Source organism: Pseudomonas sp. RIT-PI-r, assembly GCF_001297015.1.
In the GTDB taxonomy this organism is placed as follows: domain Bacteria; phylum Pseudomonadota; class Gammaproteobacteria; order Pseudomonadales; family Pseudomonadaceae; genus Aquipseudomonas.
In genome coordinates this window covers 55,754-78,412 of sequence record NZ_LIGE01000018.1, presented here as the reverse complement: position 1 = coordinate 78,412, position 22,659 = coordinate 55,754, and the positions used below count along the sequence as shown (strand labels likewise).

Below are 22,659 nucleotides of genomic sequence, written 5' to 3'. Positions count from 1 at the left end.
GGGACGGGGTTCAAGCGTGGGTGGGATATGGAAAATCAGGACGATTTTTTTGCCGGCGAGGGTTACATGGGCGTCGTTGCTCCCTCAACGCTCTATGGCGTATATGAAGGTGGAATGTATATAAGTGGGCCTCGCGGCGTCGTGCAACTGGCAGGGCAGGGGGAAACCGCGATGTTCGAAGCGCTGCACGCCGCGGGGGCGTTGATACCAGGCAGTGATCAAGCCATGCAGGGCGTACGGCAGTTGCTTGAAAATCCACGCACAAGCCGGACAGTCAGTTATCTGCTCTGTGGCGCAAGTTCCTGTGAGGATGTCATGGAGGACGTGGCCGCATTGAAACGCGCCAGAGTCCTGCTCTTTGGTTGTGGCGGGATTGGCAGCACTGCCAGTCTGTTGCTGGCGGGTAGCGGCATTGGTCATCTCACCGTCACCGATGGCGATCGCATCGAAGAAAGTAATCTCAACCGGCAATTATTCTGGCGCAGAAGCGACGTTGGTGCGTTTAAGGTCGATGTGCTGCGGGAGATACTGGAAGAAAAATTTCCAGACGTCGACGTTACAGCGCTCAAGCGCAGCCTTGCTCTGGATGACGTTCGCGATCTGATCAAGCAAGGTTATGACGCGGTTGTCGTGACCGCTGACGAGCCGGCTACGCTGGCTGCGCAGTGCAAACAACTGGCCGATGAGTACAAGATTCCGGTCGTCAGCGCGGGCTATCTGCACCGCATGTGCATGACCAATTTCTACACGGGTGAAGTGTCGCAGGTCGCCGAATCAGAGAACCCTGACTGTGCTCCGTCAGTGCAGCGACCATTCGATTGGCAACGGTTACCCAAAGGCGTCATGCCCAGCTACGGCCCGAGCAATTTCAGTCTGGCGTCGATGCTGGCCTCGTCAGTCATCGCTGCACTGGCGTGCAGGACGCTAGGAGGTGTTGAGCAACATAGTATCGTCTGGGATGCAAACAGCTCGCCCTTGAAGTTCAATACATTGCTGGGCTAACAGGCCAGTCGGTATTCAATTGTTGCAGGTCCATCAGTTTGAACGGTGCATATTCATATGGATTGTATTTTTTGCAAAATGATCAGCGGCGATGCGCCTATGCATTTGATTTGGGAGGACGATGCCCACCTTGCGTTTTTGTCTATTTATCCCAATACGCCCGGCTTTTCAGTGGTTGTTCCGAAGCAGCACTACAGTAGTTATGCTTTTGCTCAATCAGATGAAGTGTTGTCCGCGCTGATTGTTGCAGCCAAGAAAGTGGCACTGCTAATCGACAAGACATTTGCTGATGTGGGTAGAACCGGACTTATATTGGAGGGGTATGGCATCGACCACTTACATGCCAAGCTCTTTCCCATGCACGGCACGGGTGACTCCAGTCACTTCAAACCGATCAGCTCGAACATGAACAAGTTCTTCGATCATTACGAAGGCTATATATCGTCACATGATTACAAGGGCGATGTAGCTATGGATTTGGCAGAGATTGCGCGAAGGATTCGTCGCACTGCGGACCTCGAAGGGTAGCAATGGGGCCTGGTGACAGGCCCCACTTGCGTTTAAACCTTGAAGCGCCCCACCAGCATTTGCAGATGCGTCCCCAGACGTGCCAGCTCAACGCTCGACGCCGCGGTCTCTTCGCTCGCCGCCGAGGTCTGATCCGACACGTCCCGCACATTCAGCACGCTACGGTTGATCTCTTCAGCCACTGCGCTCTGCTGCTCGGCGGCCGCTGCGATCTGTTGGTTCATCGCCTGAATCGCCGACACGGTGCGGGTGATGCTCTCCAGCGAACCGCCGGCCCGACGGGTCAGCTCGACGCTGCTGTCGGTCAGGGTGCGGCTGTTGTCCATGATCGTCGCCACTTGCTGGGTGCCATTTTGCAGGCCTACGATCAGCTCTTCGATTTCTTCGGTGGATTTCTGCGTGCGCTGGGCGAGGCTGCGTACTTCATCGGCGACCACGGCAAAACCACGTCCGGCTTCACCGGCGCGCGCAGCTTCGATGGCGGCGTTGAGAGCGAGCAGGTTGGTTTGCTGGGCCACGGATTTGATCACGTCGAGGACGCTGCCGATCTTGTCGCTTTCGCGTTTGAGTTCGCCCATGGCCTCGGTGGAGTGGCCGACTTCAACGGCCAGACGCTCGATCTGTGCGATGGCTTCGCCGACGACCTTGTCGCCTTCGCGGGCCTGCTGGTCAGCGGCAACGGCAGCTTCGGAAGCTTCCTCGGCGTTGCGCGCGACTTCCTGCACGGTGGCGGCCATTTCGTTCATGGCGGTAGCGACCTGATCGGTCTCGATTTTCTGATTGTTGACTCCAGCGCTGGTCTGCTCGGTCACAGCCGAGAGTTCCTCGGCAGCGCTGGCGATCTGAGTAACGCCGTCGCTGATGCCGCCGACCAGTTCACGCAGGCCTTGGGTCATGCTCTGCATCGAGCGTTGCAGTTGGCCCAGTTCATCGCGGCGCAGGGACACCAGATTGTGGGTCAGGTCGCCAGCGGCCACGCGTTCGGCGACTTTCAGGGTCTGGTTGAGCGGGATGATGATCTGGCGAGTGATCGCCCAGGCGGCCAGCAAGCCGAACGCTACGGCCAGTGCGGTGGCGATCAGCAGCAGGTTTTTGGCGCGTGCGGCGTCAGTGTCCCGAACCACGGTCTGCGATTCGGTCAGTTTCTTGCTGACGGCGATCAAAATGTCGCCCTGAGCGGACATGTTGGCCAGTGCTGCAGCGTTTTTTACTTGCGAGTCACGGAATTGAGCCACGGCTGCACGGTAAGCCTTGAGCGAGTCGGTGGCTTGTTGCAGGTTGGCGATATGCTGCTCCGGAACACGGGACGGCAGGCTCTCGAGATTTTTCAGGGCATTGTCGATCGCGGTCAGGGCTGGTTGCTCGGCATCGGCCTTGCCGCTGTAGGTGTAACCGCGCACCTGATATCGCGCTTGCTGCAGCAGTTTGCTCAGTTCGATCACTGCGTTGTATTGCGCGACGCTGTCGCCTTGCAGCAGCGCGCTCTCGACTTCGCCGACCTTGGTCACGGCATTGTCGGCATTGGCGCCTAGCTTGCTGCGTGCGTCTTCACGTTGCACGGTGGCCTGGGTCATTTCGCCGAAGGCACGCTTGTATTCGGCCACGGCAGCCAATTGTTGATCGACCATCGTCACATCGGACGGCTGCTCAATCATGCCGCGTGCCGATTGCAGGCCGCTTTCGAGTTTGCTCAGGAATTCGTTGACCGTGCCCGGGCCTTGTTCGCCGCGACGCATGTCGTAGTCCATGCGCGCCAGACGCAGGTCCTTGGTCAGCTCATTGAGGCTGGAAATAAAACCGAGTTTGTCGCCGCGGCTGATGATGCCGCTCATGCCGGTCCAGCCGGTGAAGGTGATCAACAGTGTCAGTAACAGCACCAGGCCGAAACCGATGCCCAACTTGCGTTTGACGCTGACGTTTCCAAGACTCTCGGCTAACCAACGGTACATGCGACCACTCCCTTCGGACCACTAATTGGACTTATGGAGAAGGTATCGGCCGAATGATGGCAATCTGTAACACCATTTATCCGCCGGACCCGCACGGTATCAATGTAGGAGCTGCCGCAGGCTGCGATCTTTTGATCGTGCTTCTAAAAACAACATCAAAAGATCGCAGCCTGCGGCAGCTCCTACAGGGGAGCGGTGTTCGTTTAGAAAAGCCGGGCGAGCAGGGCGGTGACGGCGGCTTCGGCGCGCAGGATGCGTTCGCCCAGGTGCACCGGTTGCAGGCCAGACCCGGCCAGCCGATCGGTCTCGTAAGGAATCCAGCCACCTGCGGGGCCGAGGGCCAGCGTCACCGGTTCGCTGAGCGCGCGCGGGCAGGGTGGGAAGTTACCGGGATGACCGACCAGACCGAGGGTGCCGTCGGTAATCGCCGGCAGCCGGTCTTCAACGAAAGGCTTGAAGCGTTTCTCGATGATGATTTCCGGCAGCACGGTGTCGCGCGCCTGTTCGAGGCCGAGGATCAGTTGCTCACGAATCGCTGCAGGCTCAAGAAACGGCGTCTGCCAGAAACTCTTCTCGACACGGTAGCTGTTGACCAGAATTACCTTGGGCACGCCCATGGTTGCCACGGTCTGAAATACCCGGCGGAGCATTTTCGGACGGGGCAGCGCCAGCACCAGCGTCAGAGGCAGTTTGGCCGGTGGCGGCTGATCGAGGCTGACACGCAGCTCCGCTTCACCCGCTTCCAGACGCAGCAACTCAGCAGAACCCATCAGGCCGTTGATGCGCCCGACGCGCAGGCGGTCACCGACTTCCGAACGGTGAACTTCCTGCATGTGCGTCAGGCGTCGATCACGCAGCACCACGCGGTCGGCCGCAATGAAATCGGCCTCTTCGAGCAACAGCAGGTTCATGCCTGGGTCGCTGGCGGCTGGTCGTTGTGGTCGTCGGCCGGGTTCTCGTCCGGGCGTTCGCGTTTGCTGATCAAGCCACCGAACAGAATGCCGATTTCAAACAGCATCCACATCGGCACGGCCAGCAGGGTTTGCGAGAAGATGTCCGGCGGCGTCAGGATCATGCCGACCACGAAGCAGCCGATGATCACGTACGGGCGGATTTTCTTCAGGTAGGCGACGTCGACTACGCCGATCCACACCAGCAGCACCACGGCCACCGGGATCTCGAACGCGACGCCGAAGGCGAAGAACAGCGTCATGACGAAATCGAGGTAACTGGCGATGTCGGTCATCATTTCCACGCCGGCCGGGGTGGCGGCGGCGAAGAACTTGAAGATCAGCGGGAACACGAAGTAATAGGCAAACGCCATGCCGGTGTAGAACAGCAAAATGCTCGACACCAGCAGCGGCACCGCGATGCGCTTCTCATGCTTGTACAGGCCCGGCGCAATAAAGCCCCAGATCTGATGCAGGATCACCGGAATCGCGAGGAACAGCGAGACCATCATGGTCAGCTTCAGCGGCGTCAGGAACGGCGACGACACGTCGGTGGCGATCATCGTCGCGCCGACCGGCAGGTACTGGCGCAGCGGCGTCGAGACGAAGGTGTAGATCTGCTGGGTGAACGCAAACAGCCCGGCGAAGATGATGAAGATCGCCGCCACACAACGCAGCAGACGGGTGCGCAACTCGGTGAGGTGCGAAACCAGCGGCATGTGCTGGTCGTTTTCGGGGAGATCGCTCATGGGGCTCGCGGCGGCAAAGTGGTGTCGTGAGGCGCAGGTGTGATCGGCGCGGCGGTTGGCGCAACGTGTTCAACAGATTGTTCCACAGCGGCTGGCGCCGGCTCTGTCGGTGCTACAACGGCAGCGGGTGCCGGTGCTGGCGTAACAGGCGCGGTTGGCGCATGAATCGTCTGCTGACCTACATGCTCAACTGGCGTCGGCTCTTGCTGAACCGGGTTGAAAATCTTCCGCGCCTCTTGCTCCAGCGACAGAATGTGTTCGTTGTGCAGTTGCCGACGGATCTCGTCGGCACCGATTTCACGTTCAACTTCCTGTTTGATCGCGTTGAAGCTGCGCTTCAGCCGCCCAACCCACAGGCCGGCGGTGCGTGCAGCGCCCGGCAGACGCTCGGGGCCCAGCACCAGCAGAGCGACGAGGCCGACGAGCAGCAGTTCAGAGAAGCTGATACCAAACATTAGTCAGTGCTCACACGTCTTTGCGGATCGGCTCTTCGACTTTCTGCGCCTGCACGTCGATGGTGTGCGGCGGATTGGCCTGAGCGGTGGCTTGCGGCTGCACCGGTGGCACCGGCTGCGCAGGCGTCACGGTTGGATCAGCGGCAGGCTTCTCGTCGTCGTTCATGGCTTTGCGGAAGCCCTTGATCGACTCGCCAACGTCGGTGCCGAGGTTTTTCAGTTTCTTGGTGCCGAACACCAGCACCACGACAACCAGAATGACGATCCAGTGTTTCCAGTCAAAAATGCCCATGTTGCTGTTCCTCTCGAAAAATTGTTCAGGCGGACGGACGCGAGGCTTTCTCGACGTGTCCGGACAGGCCGAAGCGGCGATCCAGTTCATCCAGCACAGCCTGCGGATGCTGCCCCAGTTGGGCGAGCATGACCATGCTGTGGAACCACAGGTCGGCGGTCTCGTAGATCACGTCGCTGCAGTCGCCGCTGATGGCGGCGTCCTTGGCGGCAATAATGGTTTCGACCGACTCTTCGCCGACTTTCTCCAGAATCTTGTTCAAACCCTTGTGATACAGACTAGCCACATACGAGCTGTCGGCGGCTGCGCCTTTACGCTCTTCAAGTACCTGAGCGAGGCGGGTCAGGGTGTCACTCATGTTTGTGTCCTGCGGAATAAATGGCGTGCGGGTCTTTGAGAACCGGATCGACTGTTTTCCAGTCGCCGTTTTCGAAGACACGGTAAAAGCAGCTTTGACGGCCGGTATGGCAAGCGATGTCGCCGATCTGTTCAACCATCAGGATGATCACGTCGGCGTCACAGTCCAGACGCATTTCATGCAAGGTCTGTACATGGCCGGACTCTTCGCCCTTGCGCCACAGCTTGCCACGGGAACGTGACCAGTAGATTGCACGGTTTTCCGCAGCGGTCAGTTCGAGCGCTTCGCGGTTCATCCAGGCCATCATCAGCACGCGTCCGGTCTTGTGATCCTGGGCAATCGCCGGCACCAGGCCATCAGCGTCCCACTTGATCTCGTCCAGCCAGTTTTTCATCTTCGACTCCGACAGCGAACCCCACACTTCAATAGTCGGGTTCAGGCATTGAAACAGTGTGCCAGCCGATCACGAAACTGGCTATCGGCGAACGACCAGATACAAGCCCACGGCCACCATGATTCCGGCCGGCCAATGCCCCAATTCGTGCAACGGACCACCGAGGGCGGGGATCACCCCGCCGGCCAGATGCGCGCACCCGAGCAGGCGCAGGAACCAGTCATCCTTGCGTTTATGCCACGGTGGCGGCGGATCGTAGGCGTGCGGCTGGGACATGCGTTCGAGCAGATCGCGGGCCATATTCGCCAGGTGCGGCAGTTGCTCGAACTGGCTCTGCACGTTGCCGAGCAAGGCTTTCGGGCTGACGCGTTCGCGCATCCAGCGTTCGAGAAACGGCTGCGCGGTGTTCCACAGATCCAGATCCGGGTACAGCTGACGGCCGAGGCCTTCGATGTTCAGCAGGGTCTTTTGCAGCAGCACCAGTTGCGGTTGCACTTCCATGTTGAAGCGCCGCGCAGTCTGGAACAGGCGCATCAGCACCTGGCCAAATGAAATATCTTTTAACGGTTTTTCGAAGATCGGTTCGCACACGGTGCGGATCGCCGCTTCGAATTCGTTGAGTTTGGTTTCCGCCGGCACCCAACCCGAATCGATGTGCAATTGCGCCACGCGGCGGTAGTCACGCTTGAAGAAGGCGAACAGGTTGCGGGCCAGATAATCCTGATCTTCCGGGGTCAGGCTGCCGACGATGCCGCAGTCGATCGCAATGTACTGCGGGCTCCACGGATTGACGGTACTGACGAAAATGTTGCCGGGGTGCATGTCGGCGTGGAAGAAACTGTCGCGGAACACTTGGGTGAAGAAAATCTCCACACCGCGTTCGGCGAGCATTTTCATGTCGGTGCGCTGGTCGGCGAGGGTCGCCAGATCCGTCACCTGAATGCCGTAGATGCGCTCCATCACCAGCACTTTCGGCCGGCACCAGTCCCAATACACTTGCGGCACGTAGAGCAGCGGCGAACCTTCGAAGTTGCGCTTCAACTGGCTGGCGTTGGCCGCCTCGCGCAGCAGATCCAATTCGTCGTAGATGGTTTTTTCGTAGTCCTGGACCACATCGACCGGGTGCAGCAGACGCGCGTCGGCCGAGAGCTTTTCAGCGGCGCGGGCGAGGATGAACAGCCACGCCAGATCCTGCGCGATCACCGCTTTCAAACCAGGGCGGATCACCTTGACCACGACTTCTTCGCCGGTTTTCAGCTGCGCGGCATGCACCTGCGCCACCGATGCCGAGGCCAGCGGTTCGACGTCGAAACGGCTGAACACTTCACTGATTTTTTTACCCAACTGTTCTTCGATCAGTTTGATCGACAGTTGCGAATCGAATGGCGGCACGCGGTCCTGCAACAACATCAGCTCATCGGCGATGTCTTCCGGCAGCAGGTCGCGGCGAGTCGAAAGAATCTGCCCGAACTTGATGAAGATCGGCCCGAGATCCTGCAACGCCAGACGCAAACGCGCACCCCGGCTCAGCTCCAGCGGCTTGCGCGGGAACCAGCGCCACGGCAGCACATAGCGCAGCGCCAGGAGAAACCAGGGCAGCGGCAGATCGAACAGCAGATCATCGAGGCGGTAGCGGATCACGACGCGCTGGATGCGCAACAAACGGCGGACGGCAAGCAGCTTCATGCGTTATCGCTTGGGTCGAGGGATCGGGAAAGGCGCTCGAAACGCGCCTCGAGACGTTCCAGATCAAGTTTGATCCGGTCCAGTTCGCTGAACCGTGCTTCGGCTTCGCGCTGCCCGACGAGGGTGCGCGATTCTTCGGCGAGGTATTCGGCGAGATTCTGGTTGAGGCTGGCAAATCCTTGTTGATACCAGCGTGCGCGACTGCGCAGATGGCCACCGACCAGCTGCGTGGCGACCGGACCGAGCCAGCGCGAGAGTTCGTACTCCCAGTCCAGCTCAAGATCCTGCAGCACGCCGGCCAGCTCCAGCAGCACGCCGCTGTCGCCATCAAGCTCGACTTCCGGGGCGTGCAGCACCGCAGTCTTGTCTTTGCTCACGGCCAGTTTGATCAGGCTGGAGGCCGGCGCGCGCAGGGTGCAGTCGACAGCGGTTTCCCAGTGCGAGGCCAGCATCAGACCTTCGTCGCTCGGCAGGATGAACAGTTGCAGCGCCGGGCTGCGGCAGTCGACGGCAATCACCTTGCCGGTCAAATGCGCCAGCCGCGGCAGCGCCGTGCTGTCGAGACGCAGCACCCGGTTGAGGCCGAGTTCAACGCTGGCGAGCAGCCCGGTGAGCAACATCAGGGCTTGATGCCACGGTGCAGGGCGACGATGCCTGCGGTCATGTTGTGATAGGTCACGCGGTCGAAACCGGCGTCGACCATCATCGACTTCAGGGTTTCCTGATTCGGGTGCATGCGGATCGATTCGGCCAGGTAGCGATAGCTTTCCGAGTCGTTGGTGATCAGCTTGCCCATCAGCGGCATGAAGGCGAACGAGTAAGCGTCGTAGGCTTTCGACATCAGCGCGTTGGTCGGCTTGGAGAATTCCAGCACCAGCAGACGCCCGCCCGGCTTGAGCACGCGCAGCATCGAACGCAGGGCGTCTTCTTTGTGCGTCACGTTGCGCAGGCCGAAGGCGATGGTCACGCAGTCGAAGTGGTTGTCCGGGAACGGCAGCTTTTCCGCGTCCGCCTGAACGAATTCGACGTTGCCGGCGACACCCAGATCGAGCAGGCGGTCACGGCCGACCTTGAGCATCGATTCGTTGATGTCGGCCAATACCACCTGACCGGTAGGGCCAACCAGATGCGAGAACTTTTTGGTCAGGTCACCGGTACCACCGGCGATGTCCAGCACGCGGTTACCGCTGCGCACGCCCGACAGTTCGATCGCGAAACGCTTCCACAGACGGTGCATGCCGCCCGACAGAAGGTCGTTCATCAGGTCGTACTTGGCGGCTACCGAGTGGAAAACCTCAGCGACTTTTTCCGCTTTCTGGCTTTCCGGAACGTTTTTGAAGCCGAAGTGAGTGGTGGGTTCGGCATCGCTGCCTTTGCGCTGATCAGTCATATCGCTGTCACCAAAAGAGAATGCGCGACATTCTAATCCCCAAGCCATGCTTTGTCTTGGAATGGCTAAAGGTAAGATGGGCAACCTTCGGGACGATTTGCCGCAGCGGCGGTCAAGATTTACCGACACATCTTTTTCGCCCCATTCAAAAAGCAGGAGTCAATCAATGGCCAAAATCACTGTTGAGCGTGCCCACAACCTGGGCAAGGAAGCCGCCCGCGAGAAGGCCGACAAGCTGGCGCAGAAACTCTCCGAGCAATATGGCCTGGAGCCGCAATGGTCGGGTGACACCCTGAATCTCAAGCGCTCGGGTGTGAAAGGTGCGGTGCATGTGGCGGACGATTCGATCAAGGTCGACGTTGAGCTGGGCCTGATGATGTCGGCCATGAGCGGCATGATCAAAGCCGAAATCGAAAAAGCCCTCGACAAAGCTTTGGTCTGAAACACGATCCCCTGTAGGAGTGAGCCTGCTCGCGATAGCGGTCTGTCAGTCGACATCATTTTTTGACTGATACACCGCTATCGCGAGCAGGCTCACTCCTACATTTATTTTGTGGTGCACCCGAGCTTTTATGTCAGTTGTTAGGGTGCCGTTTCTAATTTTTCTGCCTACTTTGTGCCTGAGCCCGACACTTTCGCGGGCAGTTCCTCAAACCTTCTGCGCGTGAGGTGCACCATGGCCAAAGTTATTTTGAAGAAAAAAATCGACGCTTCGACAACTGCTCTGAGCGACGTCAAATCCTATGCCCGCAAGATCTGGCTGGCAGGCCTGGGTGCCTACGCCAAGGTTGGCCAAGAGGGCAGTGACTACTTTCAAGAGCTGATCAAAGCCGGTCAAACTGTTGAAAAGAAAGGCAAAAAAGTCGTCACCGAAAAACTCGAAGCGGCCAACGCCGAGATCGATGAAGCCAAGGGTGAAGTGAGTTCATTCAAAGGTCGCGTCGAGGTTCAGCTCGACAAGGTCGAGAAGGCGTTCGACTCCCGTGTAGCAAGCGCCTTGAATCGTATCGGCATTCCGTCTAAACATGACGTTGAGACACTCTCTGCTAAGCTCGATGAGCTGACGGCATTGCTCGAACGCGTCGCGCGTAAATCTTAAGGAGAACGGGATGGCTGGCAAAAAGACTACTGATAAAAAAGATAGCAGCTCGTGGGTCGGGAAGGTCGAATCCTACTCCCGCAAAATCTGGCTGGCTGGTTTAGGCGTGTACTCGAAGATCGACACTGACGGCAGCAAGCTCTTCGATACATTGGTCAAAGACGGCGAGAAAGCCGAGAAGCTCACCAAGTCTGCAGTCGGCAAAAAAGTCGATGCAGCGAAGGACTCCGCTTCCTCGGCGAAGTCGCGCATCAGCGGCGTGAAAGATCGTGCACTGGGCAAGTGGGACGAGCTGGAAGGGGCTTTCGACAAGCGCCTGAACAGCGCTATCTCGCGCCTGGGCGTACCGAGCCGCAATGAGGTCAAGGCACTTAACAGCAAGGTCGACACACTGACCAGGCAGATCGAAAAACTCACCGGTCTGAAGGCTCAGCCTGTGGCGGCCAAACCCGCGGCAGCAAAACCGGCAGCGAAAACCGCAGCGGCCAAACCCGCGGCAAAATCCGCTGCCAAGCCATTGGCTAAAGCTGCCGCTAAACCCGCGGCAAAAGCAGCGGCCAAGCCTGCAGCCAAAACCGCTGCCGCCAAGCCAGCAGCCAAAGCAGCCGCCAAACCGGTTGCCGCCAAAGCCGCAGCCAAACCAGCTGCAAAACCTGCGGCCAAAACTGCAGCGAAACCAGCCGCCAAGCCAGCCGCGAAAACCGCTGCCGCCAAACCGGCTGCCAAGCCAGCAGCCAAACCGGCTGCGGCGAAAAAACCGGCAGTGAAAAAACCGGCCGCGCCGAAAGCCGCAGCGCCGAAGCCAGCAGCACCTGCTGCAGCCAAGCCGGCCACCCCGACAGCTCCGGTGAGCGCGTCGAACTCCGCCGCCGCACCGACTCCGGCGGCAACCCCGACTGCTGCATCGACCCCGTCGACGCCAACCAGTCAGTCCTGATTTTTCAGGGAAAAACAAAACGCCCGGCCTGTGAAGGTCGGGCGTTTTTGTTTGAAGATCAAAAGATCGCAGCCTTCGGCAGCTCCTACAGAGGTACACATTCCCCCTGTAGGAGCTGCCGAAGGCTGCGATCTTTTGATTCCGGGTTACTCGTGGTCTTCGAGGTATTGCAGGGCCATGCGTTCGGTCGCGACCTTCACCGGCGGCAGCAGGTGCGGCGCCACCAACATCATGATCTGATACACGACCAACCGCACCTCACCCTCACGATCCAGAATCCGCTGATAATCCAGCGAAAACAGCAACGTCATGGTGATCTGCTCCACCAACTGCCCCAACGCCTGCGTATCACTGACCAACTGCCCTCCTGCCTTCAACCGCGCCAACAACGACGCCAGCGTGCGCTTCAGCGCATTGAGCAGATGACGAATCCCCTTGGCCAGCTTCGGCAACCGCCCGGCGAGATTCGACAGGTCCTGGAACAGAAACCGGTACTGCGCCAACCGCTCGACAATCAAGTGCAAAAACAGCCAGTAATCCTCCGGCGCCAGTTCCACATCCGCCGGCGGATCGAGCAGTGGCGCCAGTTCATTCTGAAAGCGTTCGAACAACCCGAGTATCAACGGCTCCTTGCCGTGGAAGTGGTAGTAAAGGTTGCCGGGGCTGATCCCCATTTCGTTGGCCACCTCCATGGTGGAGACGTTCGGCTCGCCCTTTTCGTTGAACAGTTGCAAAGCACATTCGAGAATCCGGTCGCGGGTTTTCATCCAGTCTTCTTAGAAAGTTCGGTTAAGCGTCAGCGCACATGCACGTAAGTACCGGGCGCGGCCTCCATCGGTGGATAGTTCGGGTTGCCGAGGGTAAAGGTGGTTTCGTGTTGTGCGCCGGAGCGCTGCTGAATCCACTCCAGCCACTGCGGCCACCAGCTGCCGTCGACGTGTTTGGCGTCGTAGTACCAGGCGCGCGGGTCGCTGCTCATCTTGCCGTTCTCGACGTACGCGGCTTTCGGGTTGCTCGGCGGGTTGAGAATGCTCTGCACGTGACCGCTGTTGGACAGCACGAAGCGTCGGTCGCCGCCGAGCAGCAGGGTCGAGCGATACACCGCGTCCCACGGCGTGATGTGGTCGTTCATGCCGGCGACGCTGAAGCTGTCGACGGTGACTTTCTGCAAGTCGATCGGCGTGCCACAGACCTCAAGCCCACCCGGATGGGTCAGCGGGTTGTGCTTGAAGAAGTCCAGCAAATCACCGTGGAACGCGGCGGGCAGACGGGTGTTGTCGTTGTTCCAGTAGAGGATGTCGAAGGCCGGCGGCTCTTTGCCCAAGAGGTAGTTGTTGACGAAGTAGCTCCAGATCAAATCGTTGGGGCGCATCCAGGCGAAGACTTTGGCCATGTCGCGACCTTCGAGCACGCCTTTCTGATAGGAGCGACGCTTGGCGGCTTCGAGGGTTTGCTCATCGGCGAACAGCGTGGCCGAGGTTTCGATTTCGCTGTCGAGCAGGCTGACCAGATAGGTCGCGCTGGAGACCCGGCGCAGCTGCCGCTTGGCCTGCAGGTGGCCTTGCAGGGCGGCGATGGTCAGCCCTCCAGCGCAAGCCCCCATCAGATTGACCTCACGGGCGCCGGTGATCGCCCGGCAGATGTTCATCGCTTCTTCCACTGCTTCGACGTAGGTCGACAGGCCCCATTCGCGATGGCGCACATCGGGATTGCGCCAGCTGATCATGAAGGTCTGCAGGCCGTTCTTCAGTGCGTACTGGACGAAGCTGTTCTGCGGGCTGAGGTCGAAAATGTAGTACTTGTTGATTTGCGGCGGCACCACCAGCAGCGGCTTGGCGTACTGCTTTTCGCTCATCGGCTTGTACTGGATCAGCTCAAGCAGCTCATTGCGAAACACCACCGAGCCGGTGGTGGTGGCGACGGTCTTGCCGACCTCGAAAGCCTGTTTGGTCACTTGGCGGGGCAAGCCGTCGTTGTGCAGCAGATCATCGAACAAATGACTGAGACCGCGCACCAGACTGTGCCCGCCGGAGTTGAACAACTCTTTGACCGCCAGCGGATTGAGCAGCGTGTTTGAGGGCGCCACGGCGTCGTTGAGCAGGGTGAAGGCGAAGTGCGCCCGGGCGCGATCCTCCGGGTTCATGTTGCTTTCGTCGATCCAGCTTTTGACCTGTTTCTGCCAGGCCAGATAAGCCTGCAGGCTACGGCGATAAAAAGGATTCAGGCTCCACGCCGGGTCAGCGAAACGACTGTCGTTCGGATTGGTCGGGTGCAGGGTTTCCCCGAGCAGCACGCGGCCCAACTGGCCGCCGAGCTTCAAGGCGTGTTTCGCGCTGTGCACCGGGTTACGCAAACCGTGGGCGGCCACGCTGCGCAGGGTCGAAAGCAAGTCGCGACCGCGCAATCCGGTGATCGCACTCTGTGCGTTGATGAACACGGCGGGGCTGGGCACTCCGCCCGTCGCTGGTTTGTCGCGCATGACTCAACACTCCTTCGTCTTCAGGCCAAAAACACACTCACCGAACCAGAACACCATAGACGCTGTTGCGGGTTGCTGCCTGCGCGGCGTCCTGCCGCGCACTCTTTGCCAAAGGCCTGCATAAAGCCTGCCGCCGGGGTTAACCGCCGAGCGGTGTCGGATGCGGGTGCATCACCGCGCGCTGACGTTCCTCCTGGAGGAATTTCATGATGATCGGCGCCACCGCTTCGGCGCGGGTAATCAGGAACAGATGACCGTCGTCGATGATGTGCAGTTGCGCGTTGGGAATGCGCCAGGCGAGCATGCGCATGTTTATCAACGGGATCAGTGGATCGTCGTCGCCGGCGAGTACCAGCGTCGGCTGATGGATCTTGTGCAGCCAGTGAATGCTGGTCCAGCCGAGGCCAGCAAAGAGTTGCCAGTAGTAACCGAGCTTGCCTGCCGAACGCACTTTTGCGGCGTGACTGGCGGCCAGGGTCGGATCGCGGCGGAACGAGCCCCCATAGATCAGCGGCGCGATGCGGATCACGTGGGACGGCTGAATGTAGCGTCGCGGACTGGCCATCATCCACAGCACTTTCGGCTTGCCCGGCACCATTACCGCACCGGCAGCGGTCGCCGCCAGCACCAGTTTCTTGCAGCGCTCGGGGTAGTCGTAGGCGAACTGCTGCGCGAGTGCGCCACCCCACGACACACCGATGACGTTGACCTGACCGTAGTCGAGGTAATCGAGCATGCGCGAGGTCAGCTTGGCCAGACCGGGAAAGCGGTATGGACGGTTCGGCGTCGAGGAGCCGCCGACACCAGGCACGTCGAACGCGATCACTTCCAGATCCGGGTCCAGCGCCGCGACAAACGGAAACACCAGCTCCAGGTTGGCGCCGATGCCGTTGAAAATCAGCAAGGGCGTCAAGTGAGGCTTGCCGGGACGTACCGCCGTGCGGATGGTTTGACCATCCAGATCGACGGTACGGAATATGAACGGTTGCGGCATGCGTCAGGCCCTGTGGATTTAAATTCACCACACCCCATGTAGGAGCTGCCGAAGGCTGCGATCTTTTGATCTTGTTGTTTAAAAATCAAAAGTCAAAAGATCGCAGCCTGCGGCAGCTCCTACAGGGAAGGGGTGGTGTCAGTTACCGCTCGTGAACGTAAGTGCCCGGCGAAGCTTCACCCGCCGGATACGCCTTGTTGCCCAATTTCACCGGGGCCTTTTTCAGGTCGCCCGAGCGCTCGGCCAGCCAGGCCTGCCAGTACAGCCACCAGGAATCGGTGTGCTTGGTCGAGTTTTCTTGCCAGTCATCGGCGTTGGCCGCCATTTCTTCGCTGGTCATGTAACGGGATTTCGGGTTGCCCGGCGGGTTCAGAATGCTCTGGATATGCCCGCTGCTGGACAGCACGAATTCGACCTTGCCGCCAAACAGCTGCGCCGACTTGTAGCAGGACTTCCACGGGGTAATGTGGTCGTTGGTGCCGGCCAGCGAGAAGATGTCGGCCGTTACCTGCTTGAGGTCGATCGGCGTGCCGCACACTTCCAGTGCATTGGGGCGAATCAGTGGGTTGTTTTTGAACATCTCGATCAGGTCGCCATGGAACGCGGCGGGCAACCGTGTGGTGTCGTTGTTCCAGAACAGGATGTCGAACACCGGCGGCTCGTTGCCGAGCAGGTAGTTGTTGACCCAGTAGTTCCAGATCAGGTCGTTGGGGCGCATCCAGGCGAAGACCTTGGCCATGTCTTTGCCTTCGAGCACGCCGGCCTGGTACGAGTGACGCTTGGCGGTCTCCAGGGTCTGCTCGTCGACGAACAGGGCGACATCGCTGTCCAGTGTGGTGTCGAGCACGCTGACCAGCAGGGTGAGGGCATTGACCTTCTTCTCGCCGATCGCCGCGTAGTGGCCGAGCAGGGCGGTGCAGGTGATGCCGCCGGAGCAGGCGCCAAGCATGTTGACGTCTTTGCTGCCAGTGATCGCGGTGACCACGTCGACGGCCTCTTTCAGTGCGTCGATGTAGGTCGACAGTCCCCACTCGCGCTGCGCCTTGGTCGGGTTGCGCCAACTGATGATGAACGTCGGCACATTATTGCGCAGGCAGAAGCGCGCCAGACTCTTGTCCGGGCTCAAATCGAATACGTAGAACTTGTTGATCTGCGGCGGTACCACCAGCAACGGGCGCTCATGGACTTGCTCGGTGATCGGCTTGTACTGGATCAGCTCCAGCACGTCGTTGCGAAACACCACCGCGCCGTCGGTGACGCCGAGGCTCTTGCCGACTTCGAACGCGCCCATGTTGACCTGGCTCGGCATGCCGCCGTTGTGCACCAGATCCTTGGCCAAATGGGAGAGGCCATCGAGCAGGCTCTTGCCACCGGTTTCGAAAAAACGTTTCACCGCGGCCGGGTTGGCCGCCGAGTTGGTCGGGGCCATGGCTTCGGTCATCAGGTTGATGACGAAGTGGCCACGCGCGATGTCCTTGGGGGAGAGACTGCTGTCGTCAATCCAGGCATGGAGTTCCTTGCGCCACGCCAGATAGGTTTGCAGATAACGTTTGTACAGCGGGTTCTGGCTCCACGCCGGATCAGCGAAGCGACGGTCATCGCCAGCCGGTTGCAGTTCGGATTTGCCAAACAGCACGTTCTTCAGTTCGAGGCCGAAATGGGTGACGTGCTTGACGCTATGGATCGGTTGTCTGATGGCCTGTTTCAGCACCATACGAGCAGAGGCCAGCAGATCCTTTCCGCGTAGCCCAACGACGGGATTAAGCCCCAGGGTGTTTTCCGAGGCTTGGTACTTCAGGTCATCGTTATTCTTGTTACTCATCTACGACGCTCCATTGTCCTGAGACGAGTACCCGGTTTTCTGCTGTGCAGTTCCACAGCCAATGCCAGGTACTACTGCTCGGGTGACCGTTAATTCTGCATAGCTGCTTTACAGTCGTAGAGCACTGCAGGGAACTTGCCAGCTCCATTGGTTACCCGAGTTTAATTTTTTTCGCAAGCGGGCCGATCCTCGGCCACACAGCGGAGCATTCAAACAGATGAATTTAGAAAATGCCCTCTAATGAGCGCAAGGTACGGGCTAGAGCATCAGCTTGACGACTGACTCGTTCGGATCGCGGGTCTTGCCCGCCGCTTTGAGCTCGGCCAGATAATCGGCCCAGAGTGCGTCATGACGTCGCCCCAGCTCGTAGAGATAATCCCAGGTGAACAAGCCGCTGTCGTGACCGTCGTCGAAGGTCAGTTTCAGTGCGTAGTGACCGGCTGGTTCCAGTTTGCTCAGACCGACGTTGATCTTGCCGAATTGCAGGATCGGTTTGCCGTGGCCCTGGACCTCGGCGGAGGGGGAATGCACGCGCAGGAATTCGGCGGGCAGGGTGTATTCCTCGCCGGACGCGTAAGTCAGCGTCAGGGTTTTCGAGGCTTTGTGCAGTTTGATGTCGGTGGGGATCATGATCAGGTATCCGTCTAGTGCGGAACCTTGTGGGAGCGAGCCTGCTCGCGAAAGCGGTGGTTCAGTCAACACAAGGGTTGAATGTACTGCCGTCTTCGCGAGCAGGCTCGCTCCCACAGTTCCATTACATCTGTAAGAGTTGCTTACAGGATATAACGGGACAGGTCTTCGTTCTGCGCCAATTCGCCAAGGTGGCTGTTGACGTATTCGGCGTCGATCAGAATCGGCTTCTCATCGTGGGTGCTGGCCAGATCACCGGCACTGAACGATACCTCTTCGAGCAGACGCTCAAGCAGCGTGTGCAGGCGACGGGCACCGATGTTCTCGGTTTTCTCGTTGACCTGCCAGGCGATCTCCGCCAGACGCTTGATGCCTTCTGGCTGGAACTGGATGTTCAGGCCTTCGGTTTTCAGCAACGCGCAATATTGCTCGGTCAGCGAGGCATGCGGTTCGCTGAGGATGCGCTCGAAGTCCGACGGGCTCAGGGCCTTGAGTTCGACGCGGATCGGCAGACGACCTTGCAGCTCAGGCACCAGGTCGCTCGGCTTGCTCAGGTGGAACGCGCCGGAGGCGATGAACAGGATGTGGTCGGTCTTGACCATGCCCAGTTTGGTGTTGACGGTGCAGCCTTCGATCAGCGGCAGCAGGTCGCGCTGCACGCCTTCACGGGAGACATCGGCGCCACCGACGTTGCCACGCTTGGCGACTTTGTCGATCTCGTCGATGAACACGATGCCGTGCTGTTCAACGGCTTCCAGCGCCTTGGCCTTCAGCTCTTCTTCGTTGACCAGACGCCCGGCTTCTTCGTCGCGCACCAGCTTCAGCGCTTCTTTGACCTTGAGCTTGCGCGCCTTCTTCTTGCCCTTGCCCATGTTGGCAAACAGCGACTGCAACTGGTTGGTCATCTCTTCCATGCCGGGCGGCGTGGCGATTTCGATGCCTGCCACTTCGGCGACTTCGATCTCGATTTCCTTGTCATCCAGCTGACCTTCGCGCAGGCGCTTGCGGAACAGCTGACGGGTGTTGGAATCGGAGCTCGGCGCTTCTTCATTGCTGAAGCCCATGCGGGCCGGCGGCAGCAGCGCGTCGAGGATGCGATCCTCGGCAGCGTCTTCGGCGCGGTGACGCACGCGAGTCATTTCCTGCTCGCGGAGCATCTTGATCGCGGCGTCGGCGAGATCACGGATGATCGATTCGACGTCACGGCCAACGTAGCCGACTTCGGTGAACTTGGTCGCTTCGACCTTGATGAACGGCGCGTTGGCCAGTTTCGCCAGACGACGGGCGATCTCGGTTTTACCGACACCGGTCGGGCCGATCATCAGAATGTTCTTCGGGGTCACTTCAACGCGCAGCTCTTCAGGCAGCTGCATGCGGCGCCAGCGGTTGCGCAGGGCAATCGCGACGGCGCGCTTGGCATCGTCCTGGCCGATGATGTGACGGTTGAGTTCGTGGACGATTTCGCGGGGAGTCATGGACATAATAATTGACGGTCCTCAAGCAAGAACAAGCCGTGGCACAGGGCCGCGTCAGGCTTATTCAGCGAGATCCTGCTCCTCAATGGTCTGAGTGTGGTTGGTGAATACACAGATATCGCCGGCGATACCGAGGGCGGTTTCGACGATTTCGCGAGCCGACAGGTCGGTCTTTTTCAGCAGGGCGCTGGCCGCAGCCTGCGCGTAACCGCCGCCGGAACCCATGGCGATCAGGCCGTCTTCGGGTTCGACCACGTCACCGTTGCCGGTAATGATCAGGGAAGCGTCTTTGTTGGCGACCGCGAGCATCGCTTCGAGGCGGCTCAGGGAGCGATCGGTGCGCCATTCTTTGGCGAGTTCGACAGCGGCGCGCACCAGGTGGCCCTGATGTTTTTCAAGCTGGCCTTCGAAACGCTCGAAGAGGGTAAAGGCGTCAGCGGTGGCACCGGCAAAACCGGCGATGACCTGGCCGTGGTACAGGCGACGAACTTTTTTCGCGTTGCCTTTCATCACGGTATTGCCGAGAGAAACCTGGCCGTCGCCGCCCATGACGACTTTGCCGTGACGGCGGACTGAAACGATGGTGGTCAAGGGAAGAGTCTCCACACAGCGGGGCGAAAGTGCCTTATGCCCATTCATATGGGGGTGCTGGAGAGGATTTCAACCGCGGAGAGTGCACAGGGACGAACGGCGGGTGGTTGATTGATCGTTCCCACGCTCTGCGTGGGAATGCAGTCCGGGACGCTCCGCGTCCCTTAACCGCTGGGACGCAGAGCGTCCCTTGATGCGTTCCCACGCAGAGCGTGGGAACGATCGCTCGCGGGTCAGCGGCTTTGGCGTTGTTGTAACAACAGGTTGCTGAAGCCGGCACCGGCCAGTTGTTTCTGTGCGGTGGTCAGTTGTTCACGGTTGCTGAACGGGCCGACCAGTACGCGATACCAGGTTTCATCCTTCACCGTGCCCGACTCAACCGCCACCGCCTGACCGAGCAGAATGATCTGCGCGCGGACCTTGTCTGCATCGGTTTCTTTGCGGAACGAACCGGCCTGCAGGAAAAACTTGGTCACCGGCGCCGCTTTGCTCACTGGCGGTGCTGGCGGCGGGGTAATCCCGGCCAAGGCTGCCTGAGCACGCGCGGTGTCGATCTTCGCCGCTTCCGCCGGTGTCACTGGCGTGGTCGGGATGGCCGGCACTTGTGGCGTCGGCAAGGTCTTCTCCGGCACGGCGTCCGGCGGCACGATCACTTCCGATTCCGGCAACAGGGTGTAGAAGTCGTACTTCGGCTTCACCGGTTGCGTCGGGCTCGGCGGGGTCTTGTTGGCCTCGGCGATCTTCGACGCTTTCTGCTGTTGCGCCTGTTCGACCTTCTCACGCTTGACCGTGTCGCTACCCTTGCCCGGCTCCAGCTTCATCAGGAAAACGATGAACGCGCCGACCGTCAGGCCGATGGCCATCCACAGCCAGCCCGGAATCGGTTGCTTCGCAGGAGCTTGGTAACGGCTGGCGCCACGCTTGGGTGCAGGTTTTTTCTTGGCAGCCAACTTACATACGCTCCAGAGTTTCCAGACCCAACAGCTCCAGGCCTTGCTTGAGGGTGCGACCGGTCAGCGCGGCCAGGCGCAGACGGCTCTGCATCTGGGCCGGGGTTTCGGCAGCGAGGATCGGGCAGTTCTCGTAGAAGCTGGAGAACAGACCGGCAACGTCGTACAGATAAGTGCAGAGAATGTGCGGCGTGCCTTTGTCGGACACGTTGTTCAGCACTTCGCCGAACTGCGCCAGTTTCGCCGCCAGTTCTTGCTCATGTGCGGCTTCCAGCACGATCTGGCCATCGACTTCGCTGAAGTCCTTGCCCAGTTTGCGGAATACACCGGCCACACGGGTGTAGGCATACAGCAGGTACGGCGCGGTGTTGCCTTCGAAATTCAGCATCAGGTCGAAGTTGAAGCTGTAGTCGCTGGTGCGGTGCTTCGACAGGTCGGCATATTTCACCGCGCCGATGCCGACGACTTTGGCGATGTTGCGCAGCTCGTCTTCGGCCAGCGTCGGGTTCTTTTCTTTCACCAGGTTATAGGCACGTTCCTGCGCTTCGTTCAGCAGATCGATCAGCTTCACGGTGCCGCCGTCACGGGTCTTGAACGGACGGCCATCGGCGCCGTTCATGGTGCCGAAGCCCATGTGTTCCATCTCCATCGGATGGGTGACAAAACCGGCCTTGCGCGCCACGGCGAACACTTGCTGGAAGTGCAGGGCCTGACGCTGGTCGACGAAGTACAGCGCGCGATCGGCTTTCAACTTGCCGCTGCGGTAGCGCACGGCAGCGAGGTCAGTGGTGGCGTACAGGTAACCGCCGTCAGCCTTGACGATGATCACCGGCAGCGGGTCGCCGTCGGCGTTCTTGAACTCGTCGAGGAACACGCATTGCGCGCCATTGCTTTCGACCAGCATGCCGGCGGCTTTCAGATCGTTGACCACGTTGATCAGGTCGTCGTTGTAGGCACTTTCGCCCATCACGTCGGCCATGGTCAGTTTGACGTTGAGCAGTTCGTAGATCTTCTGGCAGTGCGACAGCGAGATGTCCTTGAACTTGGTCCACAGCGCCAGGCACTCGGCGTCACCGGCCTGCAGCTTGACCACCAGGCCACGGGCGCGGTCGGCAAACTCTGCGGATTCGTCAAAGCGCTGCTTGGCGGCGCGGTAGAAATTTTCCAGGTCGGACAGCTCGTCGCTGGTGATCGGGTTTTCCTGCAGATAGGCCATCAGCATGCCGAACTGAGTACCCCAGTCGCCGACGTGGTTCTGACGGATCACTTCGTCGCCGAGGAATTCGAGTACGCGGGCCACGCCGTCGCCGATGATGGTCGAGCGCAAGTGGCCGACGTGCATCTCTTTGGCCAGGTTCGGTGCGGACAGGTCGACCACGGTGCGTTGGGCAGGACCGGCCTTGCGTACGCCAACATGGGCATCAGCCAATGCAGCGTCGAGGCGCGAAGCCAGCGCCTGAGTGTTCTGGAAGAAATTGATGAAGCCCGGGCCAGCGATTTCGGCTTTGGTGACGTTCTCGTCAGCCGGCAGTGCGGCGATGATTTTTTCCGCCAGATCCCGCGGTTTCATGCCCGCAGGCTTGGCCAGCATCATCGCGATGTTGCTGGCGAAGTCGCCGTGGGTCTTGTCACGGGCGTTCTCCACCTGAATCGCCGGCGACAGGCCTTCAGGCAACACACCTTCGTTGACGAGTTGGGTGAGGGCTTGTTGGATCAGCTGGCGAATGGTGTCTTTCATGGTCTTCTCTTTCGACCGCAAGCGCGGCGGGCGCATCGATGCGCGGGTGGAAAAACTGGGCATTATCCGTTGCGAAGACGGGCTTGCCAACCTTAGCAGGCAGCTTATGGATATGTGGTGTCATTCAGATCAAAAGATCGCAGCCTTCGGCATCTCCTACACGGGGATACGCATTTTCCTGTAGGAGCCGC

At 59.6% G+C, this 22,659-nt stretch carries 25 protein-coding genes and 1 pseudogene; 6 read left to right on the top strand and 20 right to left on the bottom strand.

From position 1 onward, the window contains the following. The first annotated feature begins 27 nt into the window (after positions 1–27). Both AK821_RS06195 and AK821_RS06190 read left to right on the top strand, forming a co-directional pair. Entirely contained in the window at positions 28–1,002 is a 975-nt protein-coding gene (locus AK821_RS06195; RefSeq protein ID WP_161806645.1) for a ThiF family adenylyltransferase, read from the top strand. 57 nt (positions 1,003–1,059) lie between these two features. Further along, positions 1,060–1,530 (top strand): HIT family protein, encoded by a 471-nt coding sequence (locus AK821_RS06190; RefSeq protein ID WP_064388888.1) that lies wholly within the window; start codon positions 1,060–1,062, stop codon positions 1,528–1,530. A gap of 32 nt (positions 1,531–1,562) precedes the next feature. Here the strand turns inward: AK821_RS06190 and AK821_RS31320 are convergent, their stop codons facing one another. The 11 genes and pseudogenes from AK821_RS31320 to ubiE form a co-directional block, all read right to left on the bottom strand. After that, complete coding sequence (locus AK821_RS31320; protein ID WP_371850961.1) at positions 1,563–2,276, bottom strand: methyl-accepting chemotaxis protein; 714 nt, start codon at positions 2,274–2,276, stop codon at positions 1,563–1,565. Between the two features lie 141 nt (positions 2,277–2,417). Further along, positions 2,418–3,362, bottom strand: a pseudogene (locus tag AK821_RS31315) (methyl-accepting chemotaxis protein); the annotation flags it as partial. 320 nt (positions 3,363–3,682) lie between these two features. Further along, positions 3,683–4,390 (bottom strand): 16S rRNA (uracil(1498)-N(3))-methyltransferase, encoded by a 708-nt coding sequence (locus AK821_RS06180; RefSeq protein ID WP_064388886.1) that lies wholly within the window; start codon positions 4,388–4,390, stop codon positions 3,683–3,685. Beyond that, complete coding sequence (tatC, locus tag AK821_RS06175; RefSeq protein WP_007909342.1) at positions 4,387–5,178, bottom strand: twin-arginine translocase subunit TatC; 792 nt, start codon at positions 5,176–5,178, stop codon at positions 4,387–4,389. The genes AK821_RS06180 and tatC overlap by 4 nt, the downstream gene beginning before the upstream one ends. Further along, entirely contained in the window at positions 5,175–5,633 is a 459-nt protein-coding gene (gene tatB / locus AK821_RS06170; protein WP_064388885.1) for a Sec-independent protein translocase protein TatB, read from the bottom strand. Before tatB ends, tatC begins: the two co-directional genes overlap by 4 nt. A gap of 10 nt (positions 5,634–5,643) precedes the next feature. Next, positions 5,644–5,925: a twin-arginine translocase TatA/TatE family subunit gene (locus AK821_RS06165; protein ID WP_003220847.1), complete on the bottom strand. Its 282-nt coding sequence runs from the start codon at positions 5,923–5,925 to the stop codon at positions 5,644–5,646. Between the two features lie 25 nt (positions 5,926–5,950). After that, the gene (locus AK821_RS06160; protein WP_003220849.1) at positions 5,951–6,283 is read right to left on the bottom strand and encodes a phosphoribosyl-ATP diphosphatase; all 333 of its coding nucleotides are present in this window, start codon (positions 6,281–6,283) and stop codon (positions 5,951–5,953) included. Further along, a complete protein-coding gene (gene hisI / locus AK821_RS06155; RefSeq protein WP_007909357.1) occupies positions 6,276–6,677 on the bottom strand; it encodes a phosphoribosyl-AMP cyclohydrolase in 402 nt (133 codons plus the stop codon). The genes AK821_RS06160 and hisI overlap by 8 nt, the downstream gene beginning before the upstream one ends. An 81-nt stretch (positions 6,678–6,758) precedes the next feature. Next, on the bottom strand, positions 6,759–8,363 hold the full coding sequence (ubiB, locus tag AK821_RS06150; RefSeq protein ID WP_064388884.1) for a ubiquinone biosynthesis regulatory protein kinase UbiB: 1,605 nt from the start codon (positions 8,361–8,363) through the stop codon (positions 6,759–6,761). Further along, the gene (locus tag AK821_RS06145) at positions 8,360–8,983 is read right to left on the bottom strand and encodes a ubiquinone biosynthesis accessory factor UbiJ (protein WP_034152973.1); all 624 of its coding nucleotides are present in this window, start codon (positions 8,981–8,983) and stop codon (positions 8,360–8,362) included. Before AK821_RS06145 ends, ubiB begins: the two co-directional genes overlap by 4 nt. After that, positions 8,983–9,753 (bottom strand): bifunctional demethylmenaquinone methyltransferase/2-methoxy-6-polyprenyl-1,4-benzoquinol methylase UbiE, encoded by a 771-nt coding sequence (gene ubiE, locus AK821_RS06140; RefSeq protein ID WP_008080626.1) that lies wholly within the window; start codon positions 9,751–9,753, stop codon positions 8,983–8,985. The genes AK821_RS06145 and ubiE overlap by 1 nt, the downstream gene beginning before the upstream one ends. A 166-nt stretch (positions 9,754–9,919) precedes the next feature. Here ubiE and AK821_RS06135 point away from each other — a divergent pair, with 166 nt between their 5' ends. The 3 genes from AK821_RS06135 (at position 9,920) to AK821_RS06125 (ending at position 11,789) form a co-directional block, all read left to right on the top strand. After that, positions 9,920–10,195, top strand: a complete 276-nt coding sequence (locus tag AK821_RS06135; RefSeq protein ID WP_007909364.1) for a polyhydroxyalkanoic acid system family protein — start codon at positions 9,920–9,922, stop codon at positions 10,193–10,195. A gap of 234 nt (positions 10,196–10,429) precedes the next feature. Further along, positions 10,430–10,852 (top strand): phasin family protein, encoded by a 423-nt coding sequence (locus tag AK821_RS06130; protein ID WP_053116633.1) that lies wholly within the window; start codon positions 10,430–10,432, stop codon positions 10,850–10,852. 10 nt (positions 10,853–10,862) lie between these two features. Next, the gene (locus AK821_RS06125; RefSeq protein ID WP_064388883.1) at positions 10,863–11,789 is read left to right on the top strand and encodes a phasin family protein; all 927 of its coding nucleotides are present in this window, start codon (positions 10,863–10,865) and stop codon (positions 11,787–11,789) included. Between the two features lie 146 nt (positions 11,790–11,935). Here AK821_RS06125 and AK821_RS06120 read toward each other — a convergent pair whose 3' ends face one another. The 9 genes from AK821_RS06120 to argS form a co-directional block, all read right to left on the bottom strand. Beyond that, a complete protein-coding gene (locus AK821_RS06120; protein ID WP_064388882.1) occupies positions 11,936–12,556 on the bottom strand; it encodes a TetR/AcrR family transcriptional regulator in 621 nt (206 codons plus the stop codon). Between the two features lie 29 nt (positions 12,557–12,585). Next, positions 12,586–14,268 carry a class II poly(R)-hydroxyalkanoic acid synthase gene (gene phaC / locus AK821_RS06115; RefSeq protein ID WP_064388881.1) on the bottom strand — a complete coding sequence of 561 codons (1,683 nt, stop codon included), beginning with the start codon at positions 14,266–14,268 and terminating at the stop codon, positions 12,586–12,588. Positions 14,269–14,407: 139 nt separating this feature from the next. Beyond that, on the bottom strand, positions 14,408–15,262 hold the full coding sequence (gene phaZ, locus AK821_RS06110; protein WP_016984597.1) for a poly(3-hydroxyalkanoate) depolymerase: 855 nt from the start codon (positions 15,260–15,262) through the stop codon (positions 14,408–14,410). A 142-nt stretch (positions 15,263–15,404) separates the two neighbouring features. Next, positions 15,405–17,084, bottom strand: a complete 1,680-nt coding sequence (gene phaC, locus AK821_RS06105) for a class II poly(R)-hydroxyalkanoic acid synthase (RefSeq protein WP_064388880.1) — start codon at positions 17,082–17,084, stop codon at positions 15,405–15,407. A gap of 258 nt (positions 17,085–17,342) precedes the next feature. Next, complete coding sequence (locus tag AK821_RS06100; RefSeq protein ID WP_161806647.1) at positions 17,343–17,717, bottom strand: gamma-butyrobetaine hydroxylase-like domain-containing protein; 375 nt, start codon at positions 17,715–17,717, stop codon at positions 17,343–17,345. Positions 17,718–17,857: 140 nt separating this feature from the next. Continuing rightward, entirely contained in the window at positions 17,858–19,195 is a 1,338-nt protein-coding gene (gene hslU / locus AK821_RS06095) for an ATP-dependent protease ATPase subunit HslU (protein WP_064388878.1), read from the bottom strand. A 54-nt stretch (positions 19,196–19,249) separates the two neighbouring features. After that, positions 19,250–19,780: an ATP-dependent protease subunit HslV gene (hslV, locus tag AK821_RS06090; protein ID WP_016984593.1), complete on the bottom strand. Its 531-nt coding sequence runs from the start codon at positions 19,778–19,780 to the stop codon at positions 19,250–19,252. Between the two features lie 233 nt (positions 19,781–20,013). Beyond that, positions 20,014–20,730 (bottom strand): SPOR domain-containing protein, encoded by a 717-nt coding sequence (locus AK821_RS06085; protein WP_007909385.1) that lies wholly within the window; start codon positions 20,728–20,730, stop codon positions 20,014–20,016. A 1-nt stretch (position 20,731) separates the two neighbouring features. Further along, positions 20,732–22,468, bottom strand: coding sequence for an arginine--tRNA ligase (gene argS, locus AK821_RS06080; RefSeq protein ID WP_064388877.1), 1,737 nt, complete (start codon positions 22,466–22,468; stop codon positions 20,732–20,734). Between argS and AK821_RS06075 the strand changes: the two genes are divergently transcribed. Beyond that, the gene (locus AK821_RS06075) at positions 22,467–22,652 is read left to right on the top strand and encodes a hypothetical protein (protein ID WP_064388876.1); all 186 of its coding nucleotides are present in this window, start codon (positions 22,467–22,469) and stop codon (positions 22,650–22,652) included. The genes argS and AK821_RS06075 overlap by 2 nt on opposite strands. The last annotated feature ends 7 nt before the right edge of the window (positions 22,653–22,659 follow it).